Genomic DNA, 19,149 nt, shown 5'->3' with positions numbered 1-19,149 from the left:
GCCGGTCGCGAACGAACCACCGCCAAGGGGTCATCTTCCGCCCTTCCGCACCGGTACTGAGTGTCAGATTTCCGCTAAAGCGCGTCGCATTTGAACGGATTCATGCGACGCGCTTTAAGTTCTTGTTTTTACGCATGTCGTTGTCGCAAAACCGCTGCGCACTTCTGCGCGACATGCATTAGAACCACATATCGCGCACGCAGCGACCATCGCGCGGCAGGTCCTCGAACTTATGGAGACCATCGAAATGGTCGATTGGCAGGTCGGCGACGGCGTCAGGCGGCGCAAGCCTCACATTGACGGCGATTCGAGTGCGACCGGCGGCACTGGAGCGCAAACCACGCCAGGCCAGAACGCAGGCGCATGTCGGACACAACAGAATCTCGAGCGACGGGTCATCCTTTCCGGAGCGCGTATAAGCACTTGTCGGTCCCGCAAGACGGATGCGTTCGTCAACATAATCGTAAGCCCACAGCGCGCCATAGCGGCGGCAAAGCGTGCAATTGCAGGCTGTGATCGAGCCGGGATCGCCCTCCAACGTCCAGTGGGCCGCGCCACAATGGCAGGTTCCGGTCAGCATCCGTCCTCCTCACGTTCTGGCAGAAACACGAGCATATCGTTCCCAACATTGTGCCGGACCTGGTGCGATATTCAACAGATTGTGGCGCAGCCTGATGCGCTCGCCGCTTTCGCAAGATGTTCGTTGTCTTCCCAATATCCTTGCCTTCGTGACAGGCTTTCGCCATGAAGGCCGATGAACTCCCCTTTGCCAGCCAGCACACGCCAGCGGCTCGACGAACTGCTCGTCGCGCGCGGCCTGTTCCCCAGCCGCTCTCGCGCCCGCGACGCGATCGAGCGCGGTACTGTGACGGTTGACGGCGTCATCGCCCGCAAGCCCGGCCAGACCGTCCTGGCTGATTGCCTCATAGAAGTCGATGATCCGGCGCAGGGTTACGTGTCGCGTGCTGCGCTGAAGCTGATCGCCGGGCTCGATCATTTCGGTCTCGATCCAGCCGGCAGCGAAGCGCTCGACGTCGGCGCCTCGACCGGAGGCTTCACTCAGGTCTTGCTCGAACGCGGCGCGGCACATGTCACGGCGATCGATGTCGGGCATGGCCAGATACATCAGGATATCGCTGGCGATCCGCGTGTGACGGTGATCGAGGGATTGAACGCCCGTGATCTTTCCGCCGCCGATCTTGCCGATCGCATTCCGGATTTTATCGTCTCCGATGTCAGCTTCATCTCGTTGAAGCTGGCGCTGCCGCCGGCGCTCGCCATTGCCAGGAGCGGCGCCAGAGCAATATTTCTGGTTAAGCCGCAATTCGAGGCGGGCCGCGAGGCGATCGGCAAGGGCGGCTTGCTGAAAGACCCATACGATGCCGCGCGGGTTGCCGGCCTGCTGCAGGATTGGCTCGACGGCGTCCCGGGCTGGCGCTCGCTGGGACTGCATCTGTCACCGATCGAAGGCGGCGACGGCAACCGCGAGTTCCTGCTCGCCGGGATCAAAGACGCCGGAGTCGAGAACAGGGGGATCGGAGGCCGATGAACGCGCGCTTCACGATCACAAGGCTGGGCTCCCAGGCCGACGGCGTCGCCGAGACCGAAACCGGCGAGCTTTTCATTCCGTTCACGCTGCCCGGTGAAACCGTCACCGCCGCGCGCGAAAAGGACCGTGCCACGCTGATGTCGGTGCTGGAGGCTTCGCCGCTTCGCATCGACCCTGCCTGTCAGCATTTCACCGAATGCGGCGGCTGCGCCATCCAGCATCTTGAGGCCGAAGCTTATCATCGGTGGAAGCGCGACAAGGTTGCGCAAGCGCTCAACAGCAAGGGTGTCACTTGCGACATTGACGCGCTGGTGCCGTGCGCGCCGCAGACGCGTCGGCGCGTCGTGTTCACCGCCCGACGGAGCGAGGCCGGCATGCTGCTCGGATTCGTTCGGGCGCTGTCGTCCGAAATCATTTCCATCGAGGAATGCCCGATCTCGCTGCCCGAAATCGTCGCAAAGCTCGACCGTCTGAAAGCACTCGCCGAGTTGGTTTGCGCAACGACGAAATCGTTCCGCATGACGGTCACAGTGACCGGTTCCGGCCTTGATGTCGCGGTTCACGAGTCCGGCAAGCTTGGCGAAAACCAGCGCCGCGTCGCCTCCAATTTCGTCATCGCTCAGGGGCTGGCAAGGCTTTCGATCGATGGCGAGATCATAATCGAGCCCAAAAAGCCGGTTGTCATGTTCGGCGACATCGCCGTCGCGGTGCCGCCGGGCGCCTTCCTGCAGGCCACCGAAGCCGCCGAGCAGGCGATGGCCGACATCGTCGGCCGGCACTTCGCGCGCGCCAAGAAGGTCGCCGATCTCTTCGCCGGCTGCGGCAGCTTTGCGCTACGTCTCGCCGCCAAGTCGGAAGTCCATGCGGTGGAGGGTGACGCGGCAGCGCTTTCGGCGCTCGACCGGGCGTTCCGTTTCGCCAGCGGTCTGAAGCGCGTGACCAGCGAACGCCGCGACCTGTTTCGGCGGCCGCTCACATTCAAGGAGTTGAATACCTTCGATGGCATCGTGTTCGATCCGCCCCGCGCCGGCGCCGAGGACCAGTCGAAGCAGATTGCCCGTTCCGACGTGCCGCTGGTCGCCGCGGTTTCCTGCAATCCGGTGACGCTGGCGCGCGACCTGCGCAGCCTGATCGACGGCGGCTACGCCCTGAAAAGCGTAACGCCGATCGACCAGTTCCTGTGGTCTCCGCATGTCGAGGCCGTCGCGCTTTTGGAGAAGCCGAGGAGAAGGCGGTAGTAGGCTTTGCAAGCGTTGAGCTTGAATTGCGCCAGAAATGAGCCTATTTTGATCGCGTGTCGTTCAAAATGTGCTAGGAACCTGTTATGAATACCGCAGCCCTCGATATCAGAGCATCGCGCTTTGGCGAGGAACGGACGCCATTTCTTTCGGCAAGACGGGTAGCTGAACTGCTGGGCGTCAATCTGACCGAACTGGCGGGTCTGATCGGCGTCGCGCGCAACACGCTTGCCGCCAAGACCGGCGCGCGCAAGGTCGACGCCGCATTGAGTCCGATTGTCCGTATCCTGGCGATGGCAGGCGAGATGGCCGGCGATGAACAGCGTGCGGCGATCTGGTTCAAGCATCAGCCAATCCCTGGCTGGGCGGGAAAGACCGCCTACGATCTCGTTCGAGAGGGCAAAACGGACAAGGTGCTTGCCTATCTGGAGGCAGTCCGCTCCGGCATTTATGCCTGAAAACAGGCTGAGCCTATGGCGCGCCTTCGTGCCGCGTTGGGCGCATCTGCCGCTTTCCGGCGAAGGAGCGGCCCGCTTTGGCGGTCGCTGGAATCCGGTGGGCACCCCGACGATCTATGCCGCGCGCGAATTGTCCACTGCTTGGGCGGAGTACAATCAGGGCTTTGTTCAGCATCCGGCGCTGATTGCGCAGCTCGAACTTTCAGGCCCGCGCCTAGCCAACCTGACGGACGCTGACGTGCTGACCAAGCTCGGCGTGACGGCAGACATTCACCGATGTGAATGGCGCGACATCATGGATCAAGGCCTGATGCCTGAGACGCACACGCTGAGAGATCGCCTGATTGCCGATGGGCAGCATGGCGTGATCTACCCCTCCTTCATGTCGCCCGGCGGCACATGCGTCGCCCTCTGGCGATGGAACGAGAGCAACGCACCCCGTCTGAAGGTCATCGATCCCGACCATCGCCTGCCGAAAACGCCGGCTTCATGGCTTTAATGCATGTCGCGCAAAAGTGTGCAGCGGTTTTGCGATAACGACAAAACAACAACCTAAAGCGCGTCGCATGAGCCCGGTCAAATGCGACGCGCTTTAGGGCAGTTCGAACCTGGTCGGGAGACGGCTAGGCTTCTTGCACGCCCTCATATCCGGCCGCCCTTGCGGCCTTGACGAACTTACGGTCAAAAGTCGCGAAGCCGGCGCAGTGAGCGGACTTGCCCAGATGCAACGCATCAGCGAAATCTAATCCCCTTTCCGAGAGGTCGAGCGCGGACGACACGACCGCTCCGTCTTCCACCTCCACCGTGGGGAGCCCACTAAACGCCCGTAGCGTACGGGCGATTTCGAGCGGCGCAAAACCATAGGTGCTGCGCAACACCCACTCGACCTCCAGGATCACTGTAATGGCGACAAAGACCGGCTGGCTATCGATCAGCGCCCCGGCGCGGGGAGACTGTGTCGGGTGATCGCCTGTCAGGTAGCGGACGATAAGATTGGTATCAATCGCGAGCATGGCGCCGCCGCGCTTCGGCCAGCACACCTGCATCCATTTCTTCCAACGTCTTCGGCCTGCCTCTATGGGGCAGGGATCCGAACACGTCTTCTGGCCGTGTCTCGGCGAAGACTGGCGCAGGCTTCAGCAGCACGCCCTCCGGAGTGTCTTCGACCAGAAGACGCGTGCCGGCGTCCCATTCCCTCCGTTTCCGGATTGCGCTGGGCAAAATGACCTGTCCCTTGGTCGAGACGGTGGTTATGAGCTTTTCCGTAGCAGCCACGGCACGTACGCCCCTAGATGTAAGACAAACGTAAGATAATAGGAGGTCGCGCCAAATTCAAGGCGCAAGCTACGCATTTGACGAGATGGAGCAGCAGTGGCGGCCGGGATGGTATTCGTGACCACAAAACCAGCCGGCAGCTTCTATCAAACCCGCGTTCCGCCGACCGTCATCTGGTTCATCCTGAGATGCGGCTGGCCGACGCCGACCGGCACGCCCTGGCCGGCCTTGCCGCACATGCCGATGCCGGTGTCGAGCTTCATGTCGTTGCCGATCATCGAAACGCGGTGCATGGCGTCAGGCCCATTGCCGATCAGCATGGCGCCCTTGATCGGCTGCGTCACCTTGCCATTTTCAATCATGTAGGCCTCGGTGCAGCCGAACACGAACTTGCCCGAGGTGATGTCGACCTGGCCGCCGCCGAAGGAGACGGCATAGATGCCGTTCTTGACCGACGCGATGATTTCGTCCGGCTCCATGTCGCCCGAGGTCATGTAGGTGTTGGTCATGCGCGGCATTGGCTGGTGTGCATAGCCTTCGCGCCGCCCGTTGCCGGTGGCCTTCATGCCCATCAGCCGGGCGTTCTGGCGATCCTGCATATAGCCGACAAGCTTGCCGTCTTCGATCAGCACGTTGCGGGCCGAAGGTGTTCCTTCATCATCGACGGTCAGCGAGCCGCGCCGCTCGGGCATGGTGCCGTCGTCGACGACGGTGACACCCTTCGCGGCCACCTGCTGGCCCATCAGCCCGGCGAAAGCCGATGTTTTCTTGCGGTTGAAGTCGCCTTCCAGCCCGTGGCCGACCGCCTCGTGCAGCATGACGCCCGGCCAACCGCTGGACAGGACGATGTCGAAGGTGCCGGCGGGCGCGGGGATCGCTTCGAGATTGACCAGCGCTTGCCGCAGCGCCTCCTTGGCCGCGTGCTTCCAGCTCTCCTTGACCAGAAATTCGCCAAACGCCTTGCGCCCGCCCATGCCGTAGGAGCCGCTCTCCTGGCGGTCGCCATTGCCGACCACCACCGACACGTTGATCCTGACCAGCGGGCGGATGTCGCGCACCACCTGGCCGTCGGCGCGCACGATCTCGACATGTTGCCAGGAGGCGGCGAGCGAAGCCGTCACCTGTCGCACGCGCGGATCCTCGGCTCGCAGCCAGGCATCGATTTCCTGAAGGAGCTTGGCCTTGGCCTCGAAGGAAGGCGAGGGGATCGGGTTCTCGTCGCCATAGAGATGGCGGTTGGTGCGGGCAGGAGCCGCGGCAAACGTGCCGGAATAGCCGCTCTTGACCGTCGAGACGGCGTCGGCCGCGCGCAGCAGCGATGCTTCGGAAAGATCGCTGGAATGCGCGTAGCCACTCGCTTCGCCGGCGACGGCGCGCAGGCCAAAGCCTTGGTCTGTGTTGAAATTGGCGGTCTTCAGCCGGCCATTGTCGAACATCAGCGCTTCGCTCTCGCTGTATTCGAGGAACAGCTCGCCGTCGTCGGCGCCGTTGATAGTCTCGGCGACGATCTGCTTGATGCGATCGTCGGAAATGTCGAATTGGCCGATGAGGCTGTTCATGGCAGGTCCGTCCGTGGAAAGAGATTGTCCTCACGATGTAGGCGCGCAGGTGCGTCCAGACAATCGGCAATGACCATTGTCATCGCCAAAGGCCAATCACAATCTCTTTTCGTTGGTAAGGCCTTTGGGATTTTGGTCTCAAGGCAGGGCGGCGAAACCGTCGGCGAAACCCTTGAGCTCGACTGGAATGCCGATGCCTTCCTCCGGCGTCTGAAAGACGATGAAGGTGGCTGACGTTCCGGTCTTCAGCGTGTCGAGCAGCGGCTTTTCGAGAATGACCTCGGCATAGCAGCCGTCCTGGAAGCAGCGCACGAAATAGGCCCGGCCGATGTCCTTGCCATCGACATTGAGACCGAGTCCGTTGGGCAGCAGCACTCCGAGCGGCGCCAGCACGCGCAGTATTTCGGCCTTGTTGTCGGCGGTGCGCAGCACGACGACGGAAAGCCCCATCTCGGGACGGTCCTCGGCGACGACGTTCTGCATCATCACGCATTGTTCTGATGTGGCTCCGGCCGGCGTGTCGCAGATGACCGACCATGCGCCATGCGTCGACCGCACCTTGCCGCTTGGCTGCGCAGCATTGGCCTGGCCGATGCCAGACAAGCCAACACCAGATAGGCCAACGCCAGACACGGCAGCGAGAAGAATGACCTTCGCCAAGCTTCTCGAAAGCCCCAATCGCGAAACCCGAAGTCTCGAAAGCCCAAGTCTCCAAAGCCAAGAGTTCATGACGGCTCCATTGCGAATCACGGCACTTTAAGCCGCGCCAAGGGCAAGTAAAGGATGAGACCACTGCCGGCCTGCCTCGACCAAGGCAATTGTGCGCTTTTCCGTGTCAAATTCGCCCGAATTGCGACAGCCCGGCGCATTTTGCCAGGACACTCCGCCGCTCGGGCTTCCGCGATCCGCCACCGCCGCGGCCGCCGCCAAAATGCGCAGCCGCGCTTGCGCGCAAAAATGCCGCACGGTTTCCTCCGCTCATTTCTTGCAGAGGCAAATAGAGTATGGTTTGAACCAGCCTCGGGACTGTCCGGGATTCCCGTCCCGGCGTTGTTCGATATTCTTGCGGTCCGATCGCGAGGAACTGGGAGATAATGACGGCAATGAGAAAATTCCTAGCAGGCGCCAAATTCCTGACAAGCGCTTGGGCTGCCGCCACACTGTTCACCGGTGCATCCGCCCATGCCGCCCAGCCTGCGCCGTGGGAGGTGACATTCCAGCCCGCCGCCACCGACATGATGCGGCAGATCGCCCTGTTCGAGCACTATACGCTGTGGTTCATCGTGCCGATCACCCTCTTCGTGCTCTTTCTTCTCGCCTATTGCATCTTGAAGTTCCGCGCGAGCGTCAACCCGATCCCGTCGCGCACCAGCCACAACACGCTGATCGAGGTGATCTGGACGGTTGGGCCGGTCGTCGTCCTGCTCATGCTCGCCATCCCCTCGTTCCAGCTTTTGACCGCGCAATACACACCGCCGGAGGAAGCCAAGTTGACCGTCAAGGCGACGGGAAACCAGTGGAACTGGGACTACGAATACCAGACCGAAAACACGCTTTCCTTCAACTCAGCGATCCTGGCGGATTCTGACCGCGCGGCGGCCGGTAAGGAGGACCGCGGCGCTTATCCGCGCCTGCTCGCCGTCGACAACGAGATGGTGGTGCCGGTCAACACCATGACCCGGGTGCTGGTGACGGCGGCGGACGTGATCCACGCCTTTGCCATGCCGTCCTTCGGCATCAAGACCGACGCGGTTCCGGGCCGCATCAACGAGGTCTGGTTCAAGGCGGAAAAGGAAGGCCTCTATTACGGCCAGTGTTCGGAGCTCTGCGGCAAGGACCACGCCTTCATGCCGATCGCGATCCGAGTCGTCTCCGACGCCCAGTACAAGACCTGGCTGGCGGCAGCCGGCACCGACCTTCCCGGCGCCAACAAGGCGCTGATGGCCGAGGTCGACGGCAAAGACAAGGTAGCGGCCGCCGGCAACTGATGCCGCGACCAGAAAAGATCAGGGAACGGAGCCGAACATGGCAGACGCTGCAGCTCACGACCACGACCACAAGCCGTATCATGGCTGGGTCCGGTGGGTGTATTCGACCAACCACAAGGATATCGGTACGCTCTATCTGATCTTCGCGATCATGGCGGGCTGCGTCGGCGGTGCCCTTTCGGTCGTCATGCGCATGGAACTGCAGGAGCCGGGGATCCAGATTTTCACCGGCCTGGCGCAGATGGTCTACGGCTTGAACGCCGACGCTGCGCTCGACGGCGGCAAGAGCATGTACAACGCCTTCACCACAGCGCATGCGCTGATCATGATCTTCTTCATGGTCATGCCGGCGCTGATCGGCGGCTTCGCCAACTGGATGGTGCCGATCATGATCGGCGCGCCCGACATGGCTTTCCCGCGCATGAACAACGTCTCGTTCTGGTTGCTGCCACCGGCTTTCATCCTGCTGATCATCTCGGCCTTCATGCCGAGCGCGCCTGGCGCCTACGGCGTCGGCGGCGGCTGGACGATCTATCCGCCGCTATCGACATCGGGCCAGCCGGGACCGGCGATGGATCTTGCGATCCTGTCGCTGCACATCGCCGGCGCGTCGTCGATCCTCGGCGCCATCAATTTCATCACCACCATTTTCAACATGCGCGCGCCTGGCATGACGCTGCACAAGATGCCGCTGTTCGCCTGGTCGGTGCTGATCACCGCTTTCCTGCTGCTGTTGTCGCTTCCGGTTCTGGCCGGCGGCATCACAATGCTTTTGACCGATCGCAACTTCGGCACGACCTTCTTCGCGCCGGACGGCGGCGGCGACCCGATCCTGTTCCAGCACCTGTTCTGGTTCTTCGGGCACCCGGAAGTCTACATCCTGATCCTGCCGGGCTTCGGCATCGTCAGCCACATCGTCTCGACCTTCTCGAGGAAGCCCATCTTCGGCTATCTAGGCATGGCCTATGCCATGGTCGCGATCGGTGCGGTCGGCTTCATCGTCTGGGCGCACCACATGTACACGACCGGCCTGTCGCTCGACACGCAGCGCTATTTCGTCTTCGCCACGATGGTTATCGCCGTGCCGACGGGCGTGAAGATATTCTCGTGGATCGCCACCATGTGGGGCGGGTCGATTTCGCTCAAGACCCCGATGCTTTGGGCGATCGGCTTCATCTTCCTGTTCACCGTCGGCGGCGTTACCGGCGTCCAGCTTGCCAATGCCGGTCTCGACCGCCCGCTGCACGACACCTATTACGTGGTCGCGCATTTCCACTATGTGCTGTCGCTGGGCGCGGTCTTTGCCATCTTCGCCGGCTGGTACTACTGGTTCCCGAAGATGACCGGCTACATGTATTCGCCTGTCATCGCCAACACCCACTTCTGGGTCACCTTCGTCGGCGTCAACCTCGTCTTCTTCCCGCAGCATTTCCTCGGCCTCTCCGGCATGCCGCGCCGCTACATCGATTATCCGGATGCGTTTGCCGGCTGGAATATGGTGTCGTCCTACGGCTCGTACATTTCGGCCGTCGGCGTGGTCATCTTCCTCTATGGCGTGTTCGAGGCGTTCCAGAAGAAGCGGGTTGCCGGCGCCAACCCATGGGGCGAGGGTGCAACGACGCTCGAATGGCAGCTGCCTTCGCCGCCGCCCTTCCACCAGTGGGAACAGCTGCCGAAGATCAAATAGGCTTCTGCCTGGGGGAAATACGGAACCGCCGGTTCGCCGGCGGTTTTGGCCAACGGAATGATGGACTTTAAGTACGCATGGCCCTTGTCGACGACACCTTGACTGACGAACCGGGCTTTCGCGTGTCGGAAGCGACGGCGGGCGATTTCTTCGCCCTGTTGAAGCCGCGCGTCATGTCGCTGGTGGTGTTCACCGCCTTTGTCGGCCTGGTCGCGGCACCTGTGACCATCAATCCGCTTCTGGCGGTGATCGCTATCCTGGCCATTGCCATTGGTGCAGGGGCCTCCGGCGCGCTCAACATGTGGTATGACGCCGATATCGATGCGGTGATGACCAGGACCGCCGGCCGTCCGGTGCCGGCCGGCCGCATCCGGCCCGGCGAGGCGCTGAGTTTCGGCCTGGTGCTGTCGGTGCTGTCGGTGATGACGCTCGGCGTGCTGGTCAACTGGCTGTCGGCGACGCTGCTGGCCTTCACCATCTTCTTTTATGCCGTCGTCTACACGATGTGGCTGAAGCGCTGGACGCCACAGAACATTGTCATCGGCGGTGCTGCCGGCGCCATTCCGCCGGTGATCGGCTGGGCCGCAGTGACCGGAACAGTTAGCCTGGAAAGTATCGTCCTGTTCCTGATCATCTTCCTGTGGACGCCGCCGCATTTCTGGGCGCTCGCCCTCTTCAAGTCCGAGGACTATGCCAGGGCCGGCATCCCGATGATGCCGAATGTCGCGGGCCAGGCTTCGACCCGACGCCAGATCTTTGCCTACGCGCTGATCCTTGCACCGGTTGGCGTGCTGCCATGGACGCTCGGTTTCACCACCCCCGCTTATGGTGTCTTTGCGGTGCTGCTTGGTGCCGGCTTCGTCTGGTACGCGTGGAAGGTGCTGCAGATGGCGGACGGCGACCATGTGATGAAACCGGCCAAGGCATTGTTCGGCTACTCGCTGCTCTACCTCTTTGCCATTTTCGCCGTCTATCTTGCCGACTGCGTTGTCGACCGCGTGCTGGCCATGGGTGGAGCATGACCATGGCCGACAAGAAGCTTGAACTCATCACGCTGACGGAGCGCCAGCAGAAGGCCCGGCGCAACCGCTCGGTAGCCATCGGCCTGGCGCTGGCGGTGCTTGTCGTCATCTTCTATATCGCGACCGTCGTGAAATTCGGTCACAACCTCACCGGAACGATGTGAGGCTCAAGATGAACCGCCAAACAGTGACCCATCCTCAAAAGAAGAACACCAACCGCATTGTCGCCGGCGTCTGCATCGCCTTTTTCGGCGGCATGATCGGCATGGCCTATGCCGCGGTGCCGCTCTATGCGATGTTCTGCGAGGCGACCGGTTACGGCGGCACCGTAAAACGCGCAACGCAGCAATATGCCGACCGGGTGCTCGACCGCGATATCACCATCCGTTTCGACGCCAACACAGTCGGCGTGCCCTGGCAGTTCCAGCCGGTTGCCCGCTCGGTCACCATCAAGATAGGCGAGACGGCGCAGGCGCATTATAGCGCCACCAACAAGTTCGTCCGCGACACCACCGGCCGCGCCACCTTCAACGTGCAGCCGGAACTTGCAGGATCCTACTTCAACAAGGTCGAGTGTTTCTGCTTTACCGACACGACGTTGAAGCCTGGAGAGACACTGGACATGCCGGTCGTGTTCTATGTAGATCCCGACATCGTCGATGCGCCGGAACTGAAGGACCTGAAGACGATTACCCTGTCCTATACGATGTTCCCGGTCGAGAAGAACGAGAACAACAAGCCGGCGGCCTCGACAGTGCCGGCCGAAGGCACAAGCAACAAAGTTTCACACACCGAAAGAAGCCTCGGGGGTTGATATGGCAGACGCGCACGCAAAACCACAACATGACTACCATCTCGTCGACCCAAGCCCGTGGCCTTTCCTCGGCTCGGTCGGCGCGTTGGTCACCGCGATCGGCGGCGTCTGTTACATGCAGTATCTCAAGGGCGGCGATTTCCCCGTTTTCGGCTTCAACATCGCCAATCCGTGGCTGTTCTTCATCGGCCTTTTGATCGTCCTCTACACCATGTACGCCTGGTGGTCGGATACCATCAAGGAAGCGCATGAAGGCCACCACACGCGGGTCGTGTCGCTGCATCTGCGCTACGGCATGATCATGTTCATCGCTTCCGAGGTGATGTTCTTCGTCGCCTGGTTCTGGGCTTTCTTCGACGCCAGCCTGTTTCCCGGCGAGGCACAGCAATACGCCCGCGCCGCCTTCACCGGCGGCGTCTGGCCGCCGAAGGGCCTCGAAGTCCTCGACCCCTTCCACCTGCCGCTCTACAACACCGTCATCCTGCTTCTGTCGGCCACCACGGTGACCTGGGCGCACCACGCGCTGCTTCATGGCGACCGCAAGGGGCTGATCAACGGCCTGGTGCTGACGGTCGGTCTCGGCATGCTGTTCACCATGGTGCAGGCTTACGAATATATGCACGCGCCGTTCGGCTTCAGGGATTCGATTTACGGCGCCACCTTCTTCATGGCAACCGGCTTCCACGGCTTCCATGTCATCATCGGCACCATCTTTCTGCTGGTCTGCCTGGTCCGCGCGATGAAGGGCGATTTCACGCCCAAGCACCATTTCGGCTTCGAGGCGGCCGCCTGGTACTGGCACTTCGTCGACGTGGTCTGGCTGTTCCTGTTCGCGTCGATCTATGTCTGGGCCTCGAGCGGCGCGGTGATTGAAGGTCACTGAAATCTTTTTTGAGGAATTGCGTGGGCGGCTGCGGCGACGTGGCCGCCTTATCTTTTGGGGCGAAGGGCGCTAAAGTATCGCAATGAGCGACGACAAGGCGATCTGGCCACCAATCGATCCGATCTCGGCCGGCCTGCACGGCCGCTGCCCGCGCTGCGGCGAGGGACGACTGTTTTCCGGCTTCCTCACCGTCGGCAAACGCTGCGCCAATTGCGGCCTCGATTATTCCTACGCCGATGCCGGCGACGGTCCGGCGGTGTTCGTCATCCTGATCATCGGCTTCATCGTCGTCGGGCTGGCGCTGTGGATGGAGGTGACGCTGAATCCGCCGCTCTGGCTGCATTTCCTGCTGTGGATACCGCTGACGCTGGTGCTTTGCCTGGGCGCGCTCAGGCTGATCAAGGGTGTGCTCCTGACGCTGCAATACCGCAACAAGGCGGCGGAGGGCAGGCTGGACCTCGGCGAATGAGCACAACATCCGCCTCGATCACAGGCCGTTCGCGGCCGAAGACGGCATTGCTGCTTGGCCTCGGCCTCGTGCTGTTCTTCATCCTGCTGGCGCTCGGCACCTGGCAGGTCCAGCGCCTGTACTGGAAAGAGGGTCTTCTCCAGACCATCGGCCAGCGCACGCATTCCGCACCTGTGCCGTTGGCCGAGGTCGAAAAGCGGTTCGCCGCAACCGGCGATGTGGATTACACGCCGGTGACGGCATCAGGCACATTCCTGCATCAAAGCGAGCGACATTTCTTCGCGACTTGGGAGGGCCAGTCCGGTTTCGATGTCTTCACGCCCTTGCATCTGGAGGACGGCCGCTTCGTCCTGATCAATCGCGGCTTCGTGCCCTACGATCTCAAGGACGCGGCCAAGCGCCCGCAAAGCCAGGGTGCGGGCCAGGTGACGGTGACGGGGCTCGCCCGCAATCCGCTGCCGGCAAAGCCCTCGATGATGCTTCCCGACAATGATCCGCAAAAGAACATCTTCTACTGGAAGGATCGCGATGCCATGGCGGCCAGCGCCGGTCTGCCGGCCGGCGCGGGGTTGGTGCCATTCTTCATCGACGCGGACGCCACGCCGAACCCGGGTGGGCTGCCGGTCGGCGGCGTTACAATCATCGACCTGCCGAACAGCCATTTGCAATACGCCGTAACCTGGTACGGCCTTGCCGCTGCCCTTGCCGGCGTCCTCATCTTCACGCTTCGCCGCCCGGCGAAAGAAGAATGATCGGCACCGCGCCCTTGACAGGGCAGGGGTGCGCACCTCATTTCGCGCCTTGAGTTCAAGACTTGAGCTAACGTTACGACCAACCGGCCGGGAATCATGCTTCACACGACCACAAAGCCACCGCTGACCGTCAGGCTCTGCCAACCGCGGGGCTTCTGCGCCGGCGTCGATCGCGCCATCCAGATCGTCGTGCTGGCGCTGAAGAAATACGGCGCGCCGGTCTATGTCCGCCACGAGATCGTACACAATCGCTACGTCGTCGAGGGGCTGCAAAGCCTCGGTGCGGTGTTCATCGAGGAACTCTCCGAGATACCGGCGGAACATCGCCAGAGCCCGGTCGTCTTTTCGGCGCATGGCGTCCCGAAGTCGGTGCCGGCGGACGCCCAGGCGCGCAATCTCTTCTATCTCGACGCCACCTGCCCGCTGGTGTCGAAGGTCCACAAGCAGGCGATGCGTCATCAGCGGCTCGGCCGCCATGTGCTTCTGATCGGCCATGCCGGCCACCCGGAAGTGATTGGCACGATGGGGCAGTTGCCGGACGGCGCCGTCACCTTGATCGAGACCGAAGCCGACGCGGCGAATCTGGTGCCCGCCGACCCGCAGGCGCTCGGTTTCGTCACCCAGACGACGCTGTCGGTCGAGGACACCGCCGGCATCATCCGGGTGCTTAAGGATCGTTTTCCCGATCTGCATGCGGCGGCCGCGGAATCGATCTGCTACGCCACCACCAACCGTCAGGAAGCGGTCAAGGAGACCGCCGCGGGCTCCGATCTCTTCCTGATTGTCGGCGCCCCCAACTCCTCCAATTCGCGGCGTCTTGTCGAAGTGGCCGAACGCGCCGGCGCCTCGATGTCGCTTCTGGTACAGCGCGCCTCCGAAATTCCGTGGACCGACATTGCCGGAATCTCGACGCTCGGTCTGTCGGCCGGCGCGTCGGCGCCGGAAATCATCGTCGACGAGATCATCGACGCCTTCCGGCAGCGCTTCGACGTGACGATCGAGCTGGCGGTGACGGCGACGGAAACGGAGGATTTTCCGGTGATGCGGGTCCTGCGCGACGTCGAACTGACGGCGGCCGACATGGCCTTCGTCAACGGAGCCGCGTGAAGAGCCCATGGCGGTCTACACCGACGTCAACGAAGGCGAGCTCGGCGCGTTCCTGGAGGCCTATCCGGTCGGCGATCTCCTATCCTACAAGGGCATCGCCGAAGGCACCGAGAACTCGAATTTCCTGCTGCACACGACCAGCGGCTCCTACATCCTGACGCTCTACGAAAAGCGCGTCGACAAGGCCGACCTGCCGTTCTTCCTCGGCCTCATGGGCCACCTCGCCAGGAAGGGCATTTCCTGCCCGCTTCCGGTGACGGCGCATGATGGCGACGTCATCGGAACACTTGCCGGCCGGCCGGCGGTCATCATCACTTTCCTCGAAGGTCTTTCGCTGCGGCGGCCGACATCAGCGCATTGCGGCGAGGTCGGCAAGGCGCTGGCGGCACTGCATCTTGCCGGCGCCGACTTTCCGATGACCCGTCCGAACGCTCTTGCCATCGATGGCTGGCGCAAGCTGTGGAGCGCCGCTCGCCCTCGCGCCGACGAGGTCGAGCCGGGACTGGCGGCCGAGGTCGATGCCGACTTCGTAGATTTCGAGCGGAACTGGCCCAAAGGCCTGCCGGAGGGCATTATCCATGCCGATCTTTTCCCCGACAATGTCTTCTTCCTCGGCGAGAGACTGTCCGGGCTGATCGACTTCTATTTCGCCTGCAACGATCTCTACGCCTATGATGTCGCTACCTGCCTCAACGCCTGGTGCTTCGAGAAGGATTTTTCCTTCAACCTGACCAAGGGCACGGCGCTGCTTGCCGGCTACCAAAGCGTGCGGCCCTTGAGCGGCGAGGAGAAAGCTGCGCTGCCGATACTGGCGCGCGGCTCGGCGCTGCGCTTCATGCTGACCCGGCTTTACGACTGGCTGACCGTTGCCAACGGCGGGCTGGTCATAAAACGCGACCCGACCGAATACATCCGCAGGATGCGTTTCCACCGGGCGATCAAATCCCCTTCCGAGTATGGACTAACATGACCAAGCGCGTTGAAATCTTCACCGATGGTGCCTGTTCGGGCAATCCGGGACCTGGCGGCTGGGGGGCGGTCCTGCGCTTCAACGGCGTCACGAAAGAACTGTCGGGCGGCGAGGCTGCTACCACCAACAACCGCATGGAACTTTTGGCCGCCATCTCGGCGCTCAATGCGCTGAAAGAACCCTGCGCCGTCGATCTTTATACCGACAGCAACTACGTCAAGGACGGTATTTTCAGCTGGATCGACGGCTGGAAGCGCAACGGCTGGAAGACCGCTGCCAGGCAACCGGTGAAGAATGCCGAGCTGTGGCAGGCCCTCGACGAGGCGCGCAACCGTCATCAGGTCATCTGGCATTGGGTCAAGGGCCACGCCGGCCATCCGGAGAACGAGCGTGCCGACGAGCTGGCGCGGCGTGGCATGGCGCCGTTCAAGAAAGGCCCCGTCAAGACCGCGACGCCGAAGCCAGGCCCGCAGTCGAAGCAGCCGGCGGTCGCAAAGCCACGGCGCTCGACCCAGAGTTATTGAATTCCCGCTGCGGGTCCGCTCTCTGGCAGGAAGACCCTATCATGCCGATCGCATACTACATCACGCATCCTCAGGTTCGGATCGATGCCAATGTTCCAGTGCCAGAGTGGGGGCTATCCGACATCGGGCGAGCGAGAACGTCTGCAATGCTCGATCAGCCGTGGGCTCGGTCGATCCGGCGTATCGTGTCATCGGGTGAACGCAAGGCGATGGAAACCGCCGAGATACTCGGAAGGCATCTCCGCCTTGAGGTCGAGGTGAGGGAACGGATGCATGAGAATGACCGATCGGCAACCGGTTTCCTACCGCCTGCGGAGTTCGAAGCGGTCGCGGACCAATTCTTCGCCAATCCATACAGCAGCATTCGCGGATGGGAGCGGGCTATCGATGCTCAGCATCGTATTCTGAGCGAGGTAGACACTGTGCTCGGCACAGATGACGCCGCCGACGTTGCTTTCGTGGGCCACGGAGGTGTCGGAACGCTTCTGCTGGTTTCTCTCGGCGAGCGGGAGATCAGCCGCGAGGCGGATCAGCCAGCGGGCGGCGGGAACTATTTCGCGTACGATATCCGCGCGCGTCGCGTTGTCCACGGATGGCGGCCGATCGACAGGCTGGCGCAGCACCGCGACGATTAATTTGGCTAACGGATCAGCAGCGCCGTGCCGAAAAGTCCGAGCGCGAACACAGTATGCGACACGAGGTTGAGGGCGCGGATCTGCATAGGGTTGGGGCGCTTTGATGCGGCCCAGCCGGCACCCATGCCGGGCGCCAGCAGGAACCAGCCGGCGCCCACGGTGACGATTCCGAGGATGAACGCCGGCAGGAAGGTCGGCGCGGCCAGCCACGCCGCTCCTGCCAAAACGGCCAGAACGACGCCGTAGACGATGCCTACAAAATAGTGGAAGGCCCAGCCCAGCGCCGATTCATGCGCGTAGGGTGCTGCCTCGCCGATGTCGTCGTGGAACACCTTGCCGCGCTTCAGATGCCAGACCCAGCGACCGACCAGTCGCCAGTTCGGCCGCGGCTGAGCAAACACGGTGTTCAGAAAAATCGCCCAGAGGTCCATGAGCGCCGTGGCGCCGATGCCGATCGCCACAGCGCGCCAGAAGATGTCAAACATCATTGAGGTCCCCCAAGCAAACAATCCCTAATGCATGTCGCCCAAAAGCTTGCCCTCGCGCTTGACCCGAGCGTGCGCAACGGTTTTGGGATAACGAAAAACAAAGACTTAAAAGCGCGACGCGCTTTAAGAGCCCAAGCCGAAAATCTAAAGCTGTCCGAGAATATGAGCCGCCCCGGATTCGTCGACGCCGGGCTTTGTCTCGACATTGAGCGCGGTGACCTTGCCGTCGTCGACGATCATCGAAAACCGCTTCGAGCGCAGCCCCATGCCGCCGCTGGAAAGATCGGCGTCAAGGCCGATCGACTTGACGAAATCGCCATTGCCGTCGGCAAGATAAAAGAGCTTGCCTTCACCGCCGCTGAAGCGAGCCCAGGCGCCCATCACGTGAACATCGTTGACGGCAACGACGGCGATGGTGTCGACGCCGCGCGCCAGGATGGCGTCGTAATTGTCCAGATAGCCGGGCAGATGATTGTTGGAGCAGGTCGGCGTGAAAGCGCCGGGAACGGCGAACAGCACCACCTTCTTTCCCGAGAAAATCTCGGCCGTCGTGATCGCTTTTGCGCCGTCGGCAGTCATCGTCTTGAAGGTCGCTTCGGGCAGTTTATCGCCAACGGCAATCGTCATCTTGGTCCTCACTTGAGAGATGGAATGGAAGTGTTCTTGCGATAGCGAACTCAGCTGTTTCCCGCAACCTCGGGGAGCCGGGAACACAAAAGGATGTTCGACCTGAACATCCTTTGCTCGGGATCAAGGGAACGGCAGCAGGCCTTCGACCGCGCCGGCTGCAGTTGTCAGCGTGTAGTAAAGTCCGCCATCCGTCGGCGTCGTCGTCGGCCTGTCGAGGATAGGCACGGTAAACAGCAGCTTGCCTTCCTTTTCGCTGCGGGCCGGCACGCCGAACATGTAATCCCGCTCACCGGCAACGAAGAAATCCGCTGCTTCGGGATTGCCCGGAAAGCTCGCCTCGACAATCAGTGTCTCGCGGTCGCCCGGCAGGATATTGATGCCGAAATCGGGTCCTGCGGGGGCAGGCAGGGTTGCAAGGGCCGCCTTCACCAATGCGGCATCTTCGACATTGTCCGGATCGGAGCCCGGATCGATGGTCAGCTTCGTCTGCACCGGGATGCAGATCGTCTCGCAAATGCCGAGAAAGATATCGGCATCGATGACGGCCGGCTCGTTCGGCGCCGACAGCGTGAAGGTCACCGGCAGCGAAACCGGATGGTCATAGCCGGCCCATTTGCCGTAGCCGTCGTCGTGGCGCTGGGGCGGTGGAAACGAAAACGTCGCGTTGACAATGTTGGTGCTGGCCGAGATATCGATTTGCGGCGGCACGCCCGCGTCGCCCGGATCGCGCCAGTAGGTTTTCCAGCCAGGCTTGAGCGCAATATCGAGGACGCCATGGATGCGCCCGGCTTCGTCGGGCTTGCCGCTGGTCACAAGCCGCACTTTGCCGCCTTCGCTATTGTACCAGATCGACGAGGAGGCTGCGGCGGGAAGGCCGGTTCCACATCCGACAGCGGCGCTGAGCAGCAGGACTTTCAAGCTTTGCATGGCGGTGATTTGAGCGTCCTTTCATGGCTGCGCAATGACTTCATGGGGTCGCTGCTATCATATTTGCGTGACCTCGGGCACAGCTTTTGCGTGACCTCGGGCACAGCTTGCGTGACCTTAGATGCACATCTGCGACCAAATCGCGCGCGGCGCATCTTTTCGGCGCTCCAGAAA

Annotated in this window: 24 protein-coding genes; 16 read left to right on the top strand and 8 right to left on the bottom strand. The window is 62.1% G+C overall.

Going from position 1 to position 19,149, the window contains the following annotated elements; genetic code table 11:
- Positions 1 to 178: 178 nt before the first annotated feature.
- The gene (locus tag AC0L3L_RS07620; protein ID WP_473637132.1) at positions 179 to 580 is read right to left on the bottom strand and encodes a GFA family protein; all 402 of its coding nucleotides are present in this window, start codon (positions 578 to 580) and stop codon (positions 179 to 181) included.
- 174 nt (positions 581 to 754) lie between these two features.
- On the opposite strand from AC0L3L_RS07620, the gene AC0L3L_RS07615 reads away from it, so the two are divergent.
- From AC0L3L_RS07615 to AC0L3L_RS07600, 4 genes are all read left to right on the top strand, one after another.
- Complete coding sequence (locus tag AC0L3L_RS07615) at positions 755 to 1,549, top strand: TlyA family RNA methyltransferase (protein ID WP_473637131.1); 795 nt, start codon at positions 755 to 757, stop codon at positions 1,547 to 1,549.
- Positions 1,546 to 2,787 (top strand): class I SAM-dependent RNA methyltransferase, encoded by a 1,242-nt coding sequence (locus AC0L3L_RS07610; protein WP_473637130.1) that lies wholly within the window; start codon positions 1,546 to 1,548, stop codon positions 2,785 to 2,787. The genes AC0L3L_RS07615 and AC0L3L_RS07610 overlap by 4 nt, the downstream gene beginning before the upstream one ends.
- An 86-nt stretch (positions 2,788 to 2,873) precedes the next feature.
- Positions 2,874 to 3,245 carry an antitoxin Xre/MbcA/ParS toxin-binding domain-containing protein gene (locus AC0L3L_RS07605; protein ID WP_095492412.1) on the top strand — a complete coding sequence of 124 codons (372 nt, stop codon included), beginning with the start codon at positions 2,874 to 2,876 and terminating at the stop codon, positions 3,243 to 3,245.
- The gene (locus AC0L3L_RS07600; RefSeq protein ID WP_473637129.1) at positions 3,238 to 3,744 is read left to right on the top strand and encodes an RES family NAD+ phosphorylase; all 507 of its coding nucleotides are present in this window, start codon (positions 3,238 to 3,240) and stop codon (positions 3,742 to 3,744) included. Before AC0L3L_RS07605 ends, AC0L3L_RS07600 begins: the two co-directional genes overlap by 8 nt.
- A 124-nt stretch (positions 3,745 to 3,868) precedes the next feature.
- Here the strand turns inward: AC0L3L_RS07600 and AC0L3L_RS07595 are convergent, their stop codons facing one another.
- From AC0L3L_RS07595 to AC0L3L_RS07580, 4 genes are all read right to left on the bottom strand, one after another.
- On the bottom strand, positions 3,869 to 4,258 hold the full coding sequence (locus AC0L3L_RS07595) for a type II toxin-antitoxin system VapC family toxin (protein ID WP_473637128.1): 390 nt from the start codon (positions 4,256 to 4,258) through the stop codon (positions 3,869 to 3,871).
- Positions 4,245 to 4,520, bottom strand: coding sequence for an AbrB/MazE/SpoVT family DNA-binding domain-containing protein (locus AC0L3L_RS07590; RefSeq protein WP_123147067.1), 276 nt, complete (start codon positions 4,518 to 4,520; stop codon positions 4,245 to 4,247). Before AC0L3L_RS07590 ends, AC0L3L_RS07595 begins: the two co-directional genes overlap by 14 nt.
- Before the next feature lie 146 nt (positions 4,521 to 4,666).
- Positions 4,667 to 6,079, bottom strand: a complete 1,413-nt coding sequence (gene tldD, locus AC0L3L_RS07585) for a metalloprotease TldD (RefSeq protein ID WP_473637127.1) — start codon at positions 6,077 to 6,079, stop codon at positions 4,667 to 4,669.
- A 138-nt stretch (positions 6,080 to 6,217) separates the two neighbouring features.
- Positions 6,218 to 6,808 (bottom strand): invasion associated locus B family protein, encoded by a 591-nt coding sequence (locus tag AC0L3L_RS07580; protein WP_473487626.1) that lies wholly within the window; start codon positions 6,806 to 6,808, stop codon positions 6,218 to 6,220.
- Positions 6,809 to 7,182: 374 nt separating this feature from the next.
- On the opposite strand from AC0L3L_RS07580, the gene coxB reads away from it, so the two are divergent.
- From coxB to AC0L3L_RS07520, 12 genes are all read left to right on the top strand, one after another.
- Positions 7,183 to 8,067 carry a cytochrome c oxidase subunit II gene (gene coxB, locus AC0L3L_RS07575; protein WP_473487625.1) on the top strand — a complete coding sequence of 295 codons (885 nt, stop codon included), beginning with the start codon at positions 7,183 to 7,185 and terminating at the stop codon, positions 8,065 to 8,067.
- 37 nt (positions 8,068 to 8,104) lie between these two features.
- On the top strand, positions 8,105 to 9,754 hold the full coding sequence (gene ctaD, locus AC0L3L_RS07570) for a cytochrome c oxidase subunit I (protein WP_123147071.1): 1,650 nt from the start codon (positions 8,105 to 8,107) through the stop codon (positions 9,752 to 9,754).
- 77 nt (positions 9,755 to 9,831) lie between these two features.
- Positions 9,832 to 10,776, top strand: a complete 945-nt coding sequence (locus AC0L3L_RS07565) for a heme o synthase (RefSeq protein ID WP_473528657.1) — start codon at positions 9,832 to 9,834, stop codon at positions 10,774 to 10,776.
- 2 nt (positions 10,777 to 10,778) lie between these two features.
- A complete protein-coding gene (locus tag AC0L3L_RS07560) occupies positions 10,779 to 10,940 on the top strand; it encodes a hypothetical protein (RefSeq protein WP_095492403.1) in 162 nt (53 codons plus the stop codon).
- Between the two features lie 8 nt (positions 10,941 to 10,948).
- Positions 10,949 to 11,590, top strand: coding sequence for a cytochrome c oxidase assembly protein (locus AC0L3L_RS07555; RefSeq protein ID WP_473528656.1), 642 nt, complete (start codon positions 10,949 to 10,951; stop codon positions 11,588 to 11,590).
- Between the two features lies 1 nt (position 11,591).
- Positions 11,592 to 12,473: a cytochrome c oxidase subunit 3 gene (locus tag AC0L3L_RS07550; RefSeq protein ID WP_473528655.1), complete on the top strand. Its 882-nt coding sequence runs from the start codon at positions 11,592 to 11,594 to the stop codon at positions 12,471 to 12,473.
- Between the two features lie 82 nt (positions 12,474 to 12,555).
- A complete protein-coding gene (locus AC0L3L_RS07545) occupies positions 12,556 to 12,942 on the top strand; it encodes a DUF983 domain-containing protein (RefSeq protein WP_473528654.1) in 387 nt (128 codons plus the stop codon).
- Positions 12,939 to 13,694: an SURF1 family protein gene (locus AC0L3L_RS07540; protein WP_473637126.1), complete on the top strand. Its 756-nt coding sequence runs from the start codon at positions 12,939 to 12,941 to the stop codon at positions 13,692 to 13,694. The genes AC0L3L_RS07545 and AC0L3L_RS07540 overlap by 4 nt, the downstream gene beginning before the upstream one ends.
- Positions 13,695 to 13,790: 96 nt before the next feature.
- Positions 13,791 to 14,801: a 4-hydroxy-3-methylbut-2-enyl diphosphate reductase gene (gene ispH / locus AC0L3L_RS07535; protein ID WP_258119018.1), complete on the top strand. Its 1,011-nt coding sequence runs from the start codon at positions 13,791 to 13,793 to the stop codon at positions 14,799 to 14,801.
- Positions 14,802 to 14,808: 7 nt separating this feature from the next.
- Positions 14,809 to 15,771, top strand: a complete 963-nt coding sequence (locus AC0L3L_RS07530) for a homoserine kinase (RefSeq protein WP_473637125.1) — start codon at positions 14,809 to 14,811, stop codon at positions 15,769 to 15,771.
- Complete coding sequence (gene rnhA, locus AC0L3L_RS07525) at positions 15,768 to 16,295, top strand: ribonuclease HI (protein WP_473637124.1); 528 nt, start codon at positions 15,768 to 15,770, stop codon at positions 16,293 to 16,295. The genes AC0L3L_RS07530 and rnhA overlap by 4 nt, the downstream gene beginning before the upstream one ends.
- A gap of 41 nt (positions 16,296 to 16,336) precedes the next feature.
- Positions 16,337 to 16,930, top strand: a complete 594-nt coding sequence (locus AC0L3L_RS07520) for a histidine phosphatase family protein (RefSeq protein WP_473637123.1) — start codon at positions 16,337 to 16,339, stop codon at positions 16,928 to 16,930.
- Positions 16,931 to 16,935: 5 nt separating this feature from the next.
- On the opposite strand, the gene AC0L3L_RS07515 is transcribed toward AC0L3L_RS07520, so the two are convergent.
- From AC0L3L_RS07515 to AC0L3L_RS07505, 3 genes are all read right to left on the bottom strand, one after another.
- A complete protein-coding gene (locus AC0L3L_RS07515; protein ID WP_473637159.1) occupies positions 16,936 to 17,415 on the bottom strand; it encodes a DUF2938 domain-containing protein in 480 nt (159 codons plus the stop codon).
- Between the two features lie 147 nt (positions 17,416 to 17,562).
- A complete protein-coding gene (locus tag AC0L3L_RS07510; RefSeq protein ID WP_473637122.1) occupies positions 17,563 to 18,045 on the bottom strand; it encodes a redoxin family protein in 483 nt (160 codons plus the stop codon).
- Positions 18,046 to 18,168: 123 nt separating this feature from the next.
- The gene (locus AC0L3L_RS07505; RefSeq protein WP_473528648.1) at positions 18,169 to 18,975 is read right to left on the bottom strand and encodes a protein-disulfide reductase DsbD domain-containing protein; all 807 of its coding nucleotides are present in this window, start codon (positions 18,973 to 18,975) and stop codon (positions 18,169 to 18,171) included.
- Between the last annotated feature and the right edge of the window lie 174 nt (positions 18,976 to 19,149).

The organism is Mesorhizobium sp. WSM4849, assembly GCF_055811385.1.
Note: the sequence above shows the minus strand (reverse complement) of the source record. Positions and strands in the feature narration are given on the sequence as shown.

What these genes read in the sequence shown, in the direction of transcription:
- AC0L3L_RS07530 (WP_473637125.1), top strand. Translation starts at nt 14,809, where the DNA reads ATGGCGGTCTACACCGACGTCAACGAAGGCGAGCTCGGCGCGTTCCTG.
- AC0L3L_RS07540 (WP_473637126.1), top strand. Translation starts at nt 12,939, where the DNA reads ATGAGCACAACATCCGCCTCGATCACAGGCCGTTCGCGGCCGAAGACG.
- AC0L3L_RS07565 (WP_473528657.1), top strand. Translation starts at nt 9,832, where the DNA reads ATGGCCCTTGTCGACGACACCTTGACTGACGAACCGGGCTTTCGCGTG.
- rnhA (WP_473637124.1), top strand. Translation starts at nt 15,768, where the DNA reads ATGACCAAGCGCGTTGAAATCTTCACCGATGGTGCCTGTTCGGGCAAT.
- AC0L3L_RS07580 (WP_473487626.1), bottom strand. Translation starts at nt 6,808, where the DNA reads ATGAACTCTTGGCTTTGGAGACTTGGGCTTTCGAGACTTCGGGTTTCG.
- AC0L3L_RS07515 (WP_473637159.1), bottom strand. Translation starts at nt 17,415, where the DNA reads ATGTTTGACATCTTCTGGCGCGCTGTGGCGATCGGCATCGGCGCCACG.
- AC0L3L_RS07510 (WP_473637122.1), bottom strand. Translation starts at nt 18,045, where the DNA reads ATGACGATTGCCGTTGGCGATAAACTGCCCGAAGCGACCTTCAAGACG.
- AC0L3L_RS07550 (WP_473528655.1), top strand. Translation starts at nt 11,592, where the DNA reads ATGGCAGACGCGCACGCAAAACCACAACATGACTACCATCTCGTCGAC.
- AC0L3L_RS07505 (WP_473528648.1), bottom strand. Translation starts at nt 18,975, where the DNA reads ATGCAAAGCTTGAAAGTCCTGCTGCTCAGCGCCGCTGTCGGATGTGGA.
- AC0L3L_RS07600 (WP_473637129.1), top strand. Translation starts at nt 3,238, where the DNA reads ATGCCTGAAAACAGGCTGAGCCTATGGCGCGCCTTCGTGCCGCGTTGG.
- AC0L3L_RS07605 (WP_095492412.1), top strand. Translation starts at nt 2,874, where the DNA reads ATGAATACCGCAGCCCTCGATATCAGAGCATCGCGCTTTGGCGAGGAA.
- AC0L3L_RS07545 (WP_473528654.1), top strand. Translation starts at nt 12,556, where the DNA reads ATGAGCGACGACAAGGCGATCTGGCCACCAATCGATCCGATCTCGGCC.
- AC0L3L_RS07615 (WP_473637131.1), top strand. Translation starts at nt 755, where the DNA reads ATGAACTCCCCTTTGCCAGCCAGCACACGCCAGCGGCTCGACGAACTG.
- AC0L3L_RS07555 (WP_473528656.1), top strand. Translation starts at nt 10,949, where the DNA reads ATGAACCGCCAAACAGTGACCCATCCTCAAAAGAAGAACACCAACCGC.
- ispH (WP_258119018.1), top strand. Translation starts at nt 13,791, where the DNA reads ATGCTTCACACGACCACAAAGCCACCGCTGACCGTCAGGCTCTGCCAA.
- tldD (WP_473637127.1), bottom strand. Translation starts at nt 6,079, where the DNA reads ATGAACAGCCTCATCGGCCAATTCGACATTTCCGACGATCGCATCAAG.
- ctaD (WP_123147071.1), top strand. Translation starts at nt 8,105, where the DNA reads ATGGCAGACGCTGCAGCTCACGACCACGACCACAAGCCGTATCATGGC.
- AC0L3L_RS07610 (WP_473637130.1), top strand. Translation starts at nt 1,546, where the DNA reads ATGAACGCGCGCTTCACGATCACAAGGCTGGGCTCCCAGGCCGACGGC.
- AC0L3L_RS07560 (WP_095492403.1), top strand. Translation starts at nt 10,779, where the DNA reads ATGGCCGACAAGAAGCTTGAACTCATCACGCTGACGGAGCGCCAGCAG.
- AC0L3L_RS07520 (WP_473637123.1), top strand. Translation starts at nt 16,337, where the DNA reads ATGCCGATCGCATACTACATCACGCATCCTCAGGTTCGGATCGATGCC.
- coxB (WP_473487625.1), top strand. Translation starts at nt 7,183, where the DNA reads ATGAGAAAATTCCTAGCAGGCGCCAAATTCCTGACAAGCGCTTGGGCT.
- AC0L3L_RS07620 (WP_473637132.1), bottom strand. Translation starts at nt 580, where the DNA reads ATGCTGACCGGAACCTGCCATTGTGGCGCGGCCCACTGGACGTTGGAG.
- AC0L3L_RS07595 (WP_473637128.1), bottom strand. Translation starts at nt 4,258, where the DNA reads ATGCTCGCGATTGATACCAATCTTATCGTCCGCTACCTGACAGGCGAT.